Source organism: Streptomyces tibetensis (assembly GCF_007655005.1).
In the GTDB taxonomy this organism is placed as follows: domain Bacteria; phylum Actinomycetota; class Actinomycetes; order Streptomycetales; family Streptomycetaceae; genus Streptomyces; species Streptomyces tibetensis.
Genome location: NZ_SZVW01000044.1, coordinates 1 through 7,124 on the forward strand (window position 1 = coordinate 1; position 7,124 = coordinate 7,124).

At 65.9% G+C, this 7,124-nt stretch carries 11 protein-coding genes and 2 pseudogenes; all 13 read left to right on the forward strand.

Annotated elements, in window-relative coordinates:
- Positions 1 to 232, forward strand: a 232-nt coding sequence (locus tag FDO69_RS40685) for a 50S ribosomal protein L6 (protein ID WP_104789244.1), incomplete at its 5' end; no start/stop codon positions are given.
- 3 nt (positions 233 to 235) lie between these two features.
- Positions 236 to 619 (forward strand): 50S ribosomal protein L18, encoded by a 384-nt coding sequence (gene rplR / locus FDO69_RS40690; protein WP_007494754.1) that lies wholly within the window; start codon positions 236 to 238, stop codon positions 617 to 619.
- Between the two features lie 41 nt (positions 620 to 660).
- Entirely contained in the window at positions 661 to 1,269 is a 609-nt protein-coding gene (rpsE, locus tag FDO69_RS40695; protein WP_013001409.1) for a 30S ribosomal protein S5, read from the forward strand.
- Positions 1,269 to 1,451: a 50S ribosomal protein L30 gene (gene rpmD, locus FDO69_RS40700; protein WP_005481207.1), complete on the forward strand. Its 183-nt coding sequence runs from the start codon at positions 1,269 to 1,271 to the stop codon at positions 1,449 to 1,451. Before rpsE ends, rpmD begins: the two co-directional genes overlap by 1 nt.
- Positions 1,452 to 1,453: 2 nt before the next feature.
- The gene (gene rplO, locus FDO69_RS40705) at positions 1,454 to 1,909 is read left to right on the forward strand and encodes a 50S ribosomal protein L15 (protein WP_030839644.1); all 456 of its coding nucleotides are present in this window, start codon (positions 1,454 to 1,456) and stop codon (positions 1,907 to 1,909) included.
- 244 nt (positions 1,910 to 2,153) lie between these two features.
- Positions 2,154 to 3,541: pseudogene (gene secY, locus FDO69_RS40710) on the forward strand (preprotein translocase subunit SecY).
- On the forward strand, positions 3,541 to 4,203 hold the full coding sequence (locus FDO69_RS40715) for an adenylate kinase (protein ID WP_104789250.1): 663 nt from the start codon (positions 3,541 to 3,543) through the stop codon (positions 4,201 to 4,203). Before secY ends, FDO69_RS40715 begins: the two are co-directional and overlap by 1 nt.
- 133 nt (positions 4,204 to 4,336) lie before the next feature.
- A complete protein-coding gene (map, locus tag FDO69_RS40720; RefSeq protein ID WP_104789253.1) occupies positions 4,337 to 5,173 on the forward strand; it encodes a type I methionyl aminopeptidase in 837 nt (278 codons plus the stop codon).
- A gap of 242 nt (positions 5,174 to 5,415) precedes the next feature.
- Positions 5,416 to 5,637 carry a translation initiation factor IF-1 gene (gene infA / locus FDO69_RS40725; RefSeq protein ID WP_003948620.1) on the forward strand — a complete coding sequence of 74 codons (222 nt, stop codon included), beginning with the start codon at positions 5,416 to 5,418 and terminating at the stop codon, positions 5,635 to 5,637.
- A 66-nt stretch (positions 5,638 to 5,703) separates the two neighbouring features.
- Positions 5,704 to 5,817 (forward strand): 50S ribosomal protein L36, encoded by a 114-nt coding sequence (gene rpmJ / locus FDO69_RS40730; RefSeq protein ID WP_003974245.1) that lies wholly within the window; start codon positions 5,704 to 5,706, stop codon positions 5,815 to 5,817.
- 198 nt (positions 5,818 to 6,015) lie between these two features.
- Positions 6,016 to 6,396, forward strand: coding sequence for a 30S ribosomal protein S13 (gene rpsM, locus FDO69_RS40735; RefSeq protein WP_003974244.1), 381 nt, complete (start codon positions 6,016 to 6,018; stop codon positions 6,394 to 6,396).
- Positions 6,397 to 6,460: 64 nt separating this feature from the next.
- Complete coding sequence (gene rpsK, locus FDO69_RS40740) at positions 6,461 to 6,865, forward strand: 30S ribosomal protein S11 (RefSeq protein WP_003956432.1); 405 nt, start codon at positions 6,461 to 6,463, stop codon at positions 6,863 to 6,865.
- Between the two features lie 154 nt (positions 6,866 to 7,019).
- Positions 7,020 to 7,124 (forward strand): annotated as a pseudogene (locus tag FDO69_RS40745) (DNA-directed RNA polymerase subunit alpha); the annotation flags it as partial.

A 7,124-nucleotide genomic window follows, 5' to 3' on the forward strand; every position in this document is an offset into this window, starting at 1 on the left:
CCTGGAGTTCTCCCTGGGCTACAGCCACCCGATCCTGGTCGAGGCCCCCGAGGGCATCACCTTCAAGGTGGAGTCCCCGACCCGTTTCTCGGTCGAGGGCATCGACAAGCAGAAGGTCGGCGAGGTTGCGGCCAACATCCGCAAGCTGCGCAAGCCCGACCCGTACAAGGCCAAGGGTGTCAAGTACGAGGGCGAAGTCATCCGCCGCAAGGTCGGAAAGGCGGGTAAGTAAGCCATGGCATACGGGCAGAAGATCCTCAAGGGCGACGCCTACAAGCGCGCCGCGATCAAGCGCCGCCACATTCGTATCCGTAAGCACATCAACGGTACGGCGGAGCGTCCGCGTCTGGTCGTTACCCGCTCGAACCGCCACATCGTGGCCCAGGTGATCGACGACATCAAGGGTCACACCCTGGCGTCGGCGTCCACCCTGGACACCTCGATCCGCGGTGGCGAGGGCGACAAGTCCGCGCAGGCCAAGCAGGTCGGCGCCCTGGTCGCCGAGCGCGCCAAGGCCGCCGGTGTCGAGGCCGTCGTGTTCGACCGTGGTGGTAACCAGTACGCGGGGCGCATCGCCGCCCTGGCGGACGCCGCCCGCGAGGCCGGACTCAAGTTCTGAGTCGGTTCCGTAGCTAGCGGAAACAGAGAGAGGTAATTCCAATGGCTGGACCCCAGCGCCGCGGTGGCGGTGCCGGTGGCGGCGAGCGGCGGGACCGGAAGGGCCGTGACGGCGGCGCTGCTGCCGCCGAGAAGACCGCGTACGTTGAGCGCGTTGTCGCGATCAACCGCGTCGCCAAGGTTGTGAAGGGTGGTCGTCGCTTCAGCTTTACCGCGCTGGTCGTGGTGGGCGACGGTGACGGCACCGTGGGTGTCGGTTACGGCAAGGCCAAGGAGGTGCCGGCCGCCATCGCCAAGGGTGTTGAGGAGGCCAAGAAGCACTTCTTCAAGGTCCCCCGTATCCAGGGCACCATCCCGCACCCGATCACGGGTGAGAAGGCGGCGGGCGTCGTCCTGCTCAAGCCGGCGTCCCCCGGTACCGGCGTTATCGCCGGTGGCCCGGTGCGTGCCGTGCTCGAGTGCGCCGGCGTTCACGACATCCTGTCGAAGTCGCTCGGCTCGTCGAACGCGATCAACATCGTGCACGCGACCGTGGAGGCCCTCAAGGGCCTGCAGCGTCCCGAGGAGATCGCGGCTCGCCGTGGTCTGCCGCTCGAGGACGTCGCTCCCGCGGCTCTGCTGCGTGCGCGTGCCGGGGCTGGTGCTGCGTAATGGCTCAGCTCAAGATCACGCAGACGAAGTCGTACATCGGCAGCAAGCAGAACCACCGTGACACCCTGCGCTCCCTTGGTCTCAAGGGCATCAACACGCAGGTCGTCAAGGAGGATCGTCCCGAGTTCCGCGGCATGGTGCACACCGTCCGCCACCTCGTGACGGTCGAGGAGGTCGACTGATCATGGCGGAGCAGAACCCGCTCAAGATCCACAACCTCCGTCCCGCCCCGGGCGCCAAGACCGCCAAGACCCGTGTCGGTCGTGGTGAGGCGTCGAAGGGTAAGACGGCCGGTCGTGGTACCAAGGGCACGAAGGCCCGTTACCAGGTTCCGGAGCGCTTCGAGGGTGGCCAGATGCCCCTCCACATGCGTCTTCCGAAGCTGAAGGGCTTCAAGAACCCGTTCAAGACCGAGTTCCAGGTCGTGAACCTCGACAAGCTGGCCGCGCTCTACCCCGAGGGTGGCGAGGTCACCGTCGAGGGTCTGGTGGCCAAGGGGGCCGTTCGCAAGAACAGCCTCGTCAAGGTCCTCGGCCAGGGCGAGATCTCCGTGGCGCTGCAGGTGACGGTCGACGCCGTCTCCGGCTCCGCCAAGGAGAAGATCACCGCCGCCGGCGGTTCTGTCACCGAGCTCGTCTGAACACCACAGGCGTCTCGATGACCTGAGCGATCCCGACCGGGGATACCCCACATATGGGGTATCCCCGGTCGGTCGTTCCTAGGGCGGCAGTCTCGCCGGTAAGGTGGCCTGCACTGCCCACTTTTCACAGGGTGCCGCACTACGGGCACTCTGAGCGGCAGTTGACCGTTACCCATGTCGTTGTTCTATTGGACTCTCAAGACGTCACCCTTGACGCAGTCGCGCGGGGGTCGCAGGAGGCACCGTGCTCACCGCGTTCGCCCGGGCGTTCAGGACGCCCGACCTGCGCAAGAAGCTGCTCTTCACGCTCGCCATCATCGTGGTCTACCGGGTCGGTACGCACGTCCCGATCCCAGGCGTCGACTACCGGAACGTCCAGACCTGTATCGACAACGCCCAGGCCAACCAGGGTCTCTTCGGCCTGGTCAACATGTTCAGCGGCGGCGCGCTGCTCCAGATCACGATCTTCGCGCTGGGCATCATGCCGTACATCACGGCGAGCATCATTCTGCAGCTGCTGACCGTGGTGATCCCGCGCCTGGAAGCCCTGAAGAAGGAGGGCCAGGCCGGCACGGCGAAGATCACGCAGTACACCCGCTACCTGACGATCGCCCTCGCCATCCTTCAGGGCACCGGCCTCGTCGCCACCGCCCGCAGCGGCGCCCTGTTCCAGGGTTGCCCGGTGGCCAGCCAGATCGTCCCCGACCAGTCGATCTTCGTCACCATCACCATGGTCATCACCATGACCGCCGGTACGGCGGCCGTGATGTGGCTCGGCGAGCTCATCACCGACCGCGGCATCGGCAACGGCATGTCGATCCTGATGTTCATCTCGATCGCCGCCACCTCGGCGAGCTCATCACCGACCGCGGCATCGGCAACGGCATGTCGATCCTGATGTTCATCTCGATCGCCGCCACCTTCCCGTCCGCGCTGTGGGCCATCAAGAAGCAGGGCTCCCTGGCCGGCGGCTGGATCGAGTTCGGCACGGTCATCCTGGTCGGCCTCGTCATGGTCGGCCTCGTGGTCTTCGTCGAGCAGGCCCAGCGCCGCATCCCGGTGCAGTACGCCAAGCGCATGATCGGCCGCCGTTCCTACGGCGGTACGTCCACCTACATCCCGCTCAAGGTGAACCAGGCGGGTGTGATCCCCGTCATCTTCGCCTCGTCGCTGCTCTACATCCCGGCACTGATCGCCCAGTTCGCCGGAGGCAAGTCGGAGTGGAAGACCTGGATCGAGCAGCACTTCGTCAAGGGCGACCACCCGTACTACATCATTTCGTACTTCCTGCTGATCGTTTTCTTCGCGTTCTTCTATGTGGCGATCTCCTTCAACCCCGAGGAAGTCGCCGACAACATGAAGAAGTATGGTGGCTTCATCCCGGGCATCCGGGCTGGCCGACCGACCGCTGAGTACCTGAGCTACGTACTCAACCGGATCACCTGGCCGGGTTCGCTGTATCTGGGTCTGATCGCTCTTGTACCGACGATGGCGTTGGTTGGTTTCGGGGCAAACCAGAACTTCCCGTTCGGCGGGACCAGCATCCTGATCATCGTGGGTGTCGGTCTCGAGACCGTGAAGCAGATCGAGAGCCAGCTCCAGCAGCGCAATTACGAAGGGTTCCTCCGCTGATGCGTATCGTCCTCGTCGGGCCGCCGGGCGCCGGTAAGGGAACGCAGGCCGCGTTCCTGGCACGAAACCTGTCGATCCCGCACATCTCCACGGGCGACCTGTTCCGGGCCAACATCAGCCGGCAGACGGAACTCGGCAAACTGGCGAAGTCCTACATGGACGCGGGCAATCTCGTGCCCGACGAGGTCACCATCGCCATGGCGAAGGACCGTATGGAGCAGCCGGACGCCGAGAACGGCTTCCTGCTGGACGGCTTCCCGCGCAACGTCTCGCAGGCCGAGGCGCTGGACGAGCTCCTCGAGACCGAGAGCATGCAGCTGGACGCGGTGCTGGACCTGGAGGTCCCCGAGGACGAGGTCGTCAAGCGGATCGCCGGTCGGCGCATCTGCCGCAGCGACTCCTCGCACGTCTTCCACGTGACGTACAAGCAGCCGGCCAAGGACGGCGTCTGCGACGTCTGCGGCGGCGAGCTGTACCAGCGCAATGACGACTCCGAGGAGACGGTGCGCACGCGCCTGGAGGTCTACCACACCCAGACCGAGCCGATCATCGACTACTACAAGGCCCAGGGCCTGGTGGTCACGATCTCCGCGCTCGGCAAGGTGGAGGACGTCACGACCCGCGCCATGGAGGCGCTGAAGCGTGGCGAGGACGGCAAGTAGCCGTCCGTACGCAGCTACGGCCGCGGTTTCCCCTCGGGGTGCCGCGGCTGCTGTGTGGGTGGGGCCGGTCGCGCGGCCCCGTATCGTTGAAGGCGTTCGTCGTCGCCGAAGGTCCAGAAAGGCCGTAGCCCCCATGGTGCAGATCAAGAGCCCCGAGCAGATCGCCAAGATGCGTGAGGCGGGGCTGGTCGTCGCCGCCATTCACGCGGCGACCCGCGAGGCCGCCGTACCCGGGGCCACGACGAAGGACCTGGACCAGGTCGCCCGCAAGGTGCTCGCCGAGCACAACGCCAAGCCGAACTTCCTCGGCTACGGCGGCTTCCCGGCGACGATCTGCACCTCCGTGAACGAGGTCGTCGTCCACGGCATCCCGTCCGACGACGTCGTCCTCAAGGACGGGGACGTCATCTCCATCGACTGCGGCGCCATCATCGACGGCTGGCACGGCGACGCGGCCTTCACGGCCTTCGTGGGCTCCGGTCACGCTCCGGAGCTCGTCGAGCTCTCCCGGGTGACCGAGGAGTCGATGTGGGCCGGCATCGCCGCGATGAAGCAGGGCAACCGCCTGGTCGACGTCTCCCGGGCCATCGAGACGTACATCCGCCGCCAGCCCAAGCCCGGCGGCGGCAAGTACGGGATCATCGAGGACTACGGCGGCCACGGCATCGGCACCGAGATGCACATGGACCCGCACCTGCTGAACTACGTCGAGCGGCGGCGTGGCAAGGGCCCGAAGCTGGTGCCCGGCTTCTGCCTGGCCATCGAGCCGATGGTGTCCCTGGGGACGCCGAAGACGGAGGTCCTCGAGGACGACTGGACCGTCATCACGACGGACGGTACGTGGTCGTCGCACTGGGAGCACTCTGTCGCCCTGACGGAGGAAGGCCCGCTGGTGCTGACCTCTCCCGACGGGGGGAAGGCGAAGCTCGCCGAGATGGGGATCGTGGCCGCGCCCGATCCGCTGGGCTGAGCACCGACGCCCTCCGGGGTGTGCGGTCACGCGGGGTGGCGGCTGAGGGCGCGTCGTGGCGTGTCGCGCAGTTCCCCGCGCCCCTTCGGCGCGCGCTTAAAGCTCTTCGTGCTGGGGCAGACTCTCTCGATTCGTGTTTCTGAGGGCCCTGTCGTAGACTGACTCGTCGGCTCTTGTGTACCCGCATGCCTGCATGCGTTCCGCACAGAGTCGATCAAGGTAGTCGATTCGAAGGGCGAAGCGTGGCCAAGAAGCAAGGTGCCATCGAGATCGAGGGCACTGTCGTCGAGTCTCTTCCGAACGCCATGTTCAAGGTCGAGCTCCAGAACGGCCACCAGGTCCTGGCACACATCAGCGGCAAGATGCGCATGCACTACATCCGCATCCTCCCTGACGACCGGGTCGTGGTGGAGCTGTCTCCGTACGACCTGACCCGTGGCCGGATCGTCTACCGCTACAAGTAGATCTTGCCTGTGCCTCGCCGCCGTGTGCGTCGGGGCTGCCGGCACTGACCCGGAGAACCTCACCCCATGAAGGTCAAGCCGAGCGTCAAGAAGATCTGCGACAAGTGCAGGGTGATCCGCCGTCACGGCCGGGTCATGGTCATCTGCGACAACCCGCGCCACAAGCAGCGCCAGGGCTGACGCACGACCGATCCCTCTGCATCTCTCGCAGAGATTCGCGCGACGCGAGCTGAATATGTTCATACGCAGGACCCAGGGGAACGATCGATCGTTCGCCTGACACCCCCGGTTCGGAGGCTGGGGACCCAGTTCGTACCTGGTACGGCGGCTGGGCGTCGGTTCTGCGGAAGACCTCCGACAAGTAACTGGAGCCATTGAATGGCACGCGTTTCCGGTGTTGACATCCCGCGCGAAAAGCGCGTGGAGATCGCCCTCACCTACGTGTTCGGCATCGGCCGGACTCTGTCCCAGCAGACGCTGGCCGCCACCGGCGTGGACCCGAACACCCGTGTTCGGGACCTCTCCGAGGAGCAGCTGGTCGCGATCCGCGAGTACGTCGACAACAACATCAAGACCGAGGGTGACCTCCGTCGCGAGGTCCAGGCCGACATCCGCCGCAAGGTCGAGATCGGTACCTACCAGGGTCTTCGTCACCGTCGTGGTCTGCCCGTCCGCGGTCAGCGCACCAGCACCAACGCTCGTACCCGCAAGGGTCCGCGTCGCGCCATCGCCGGCAAGAAGAAGCCGGGCAAGAAGTAGTCCACAGCGGACGCCTGTCCACGGTCTTCGCTGTAGGACCGACCACCTCCCGTAGGAGTTATAGATGCCCCCCAAGGGTCGTCAGGGCGCTGCCAAGAAGGTGCGCCGCAAGGAAAAGAAGAACGTCGCTCACGGCCACGCGCACATCAAGAGCACGTTCAACAACACGATCGTCTCGATCACGGACCCGTCCGGCAACGTGATCTCCTGGGCCTCCGCCGGCCACGTCGGCTTCAAGGGCTCCCGGAAGTCCACGCCGTTCGCCGCGCAGATGGCCGCCGAGTCGGCTGCCCGCCGCGCCCAGGAGCACGGCATGCGCAAGGTCGACGTGTTCGTGAAGGGCCCGGGTTCCGGTCGTGAGACCGCGATCCGCTCCCTGCAGGCCACGGGCCTCGAGGTCGGCTCCATCCAGGACGTCACCCCGACCCCGCACAACGGCTGCCGTCCGCCGAAGCGCCGCCGCGTCTGACGCGACGCCTTCGGGTTCACGGTTTCCGGGCGGTACGGCTCCGTAAAAGGGCCGTATCGCCCGTACCCTTGCAGTACCCGTCCCATTTCGCCGGGGACGGTTCACGTCGGGTGTCAAATAGCGGGCGCCCACGACTGAAGGATCTGATCCACACATGCTGATCGCTCAGCGTCCCTCGTTGACCGAAGAGGTCGTCGACGAATTCCGCTCCCGGTTCGTGATCGAGCCGCTGGAGCCGGGCTTCGGTTACACCCTCGGC

What these genes read in the sequence shown, in the direction of transcription:
- rpmJ (WP_003974245.1), top strand. Translation starts at nt 5,704, where the DNA reads ATGAAGGTCAAGCCGAGCGTCAAGAAGATCTGCGACAAGTGCAGGGTG.
- rplO (WP_030839644.1), top strand. Translation starts at nt 1,454, where the DNA reads ATGGCGGAGCAGAACCCGCTCAAGATCCACAACCTCCGTCCCGCCCCG.
- rpsE (WP_013001409.1), top strand. Translation starts at nt 661, where the DNA reads ATGGCTGGACCCCAGCGCCGCGGTGGCGGTGCCGGTGGCGGCGAGCGG.
- rpmD (WP_005481207.1), top strand. Translation starts at nt 1,269, where the DNA reads ATGGCTCAGCTCAAGATCACGCAGACGAAGTCGTACATCGGCAGCAAG.
- rplR (WP_007494754.1), top strand. Translation starts at nt 236, where the DNA reads ATGGCATACGGGCAGAAGATCCTCAAGGGCGACGCCTACAAGCGCGCC.
- rpsK (WP_003956432.1), top strand. Translation starts at nt 6,461, where the DNA reads ATGCCCCCCAAGGGTCGTCAGGGCGCTGCCAAGAAGGTGCGCCGCAAG.
- FDO69_RS40715 (WP_104789250.1), top strand. Translation starts at nt 3,541, where the DNA reads ATGCGTATCGTCCTCGTCGGGCCGCCGGGCGCCGGTAAGGGAACGCAG.
- rpsM (WP_003974244.1), top strand. Translation starts at nt 6,016, where the DNA reads ATGGCACGCGTTTCCGGTGTTGACATCCCGCGCGAAAAGCGCGTGGAG.
- map (WP_104789253.1), top strand. Translation starts at nt 4,337, where the DNA reads ATGGTGCAGATCAAGAGCCCCGAGCAGATCGCCAAGATGCGTGAGGCG.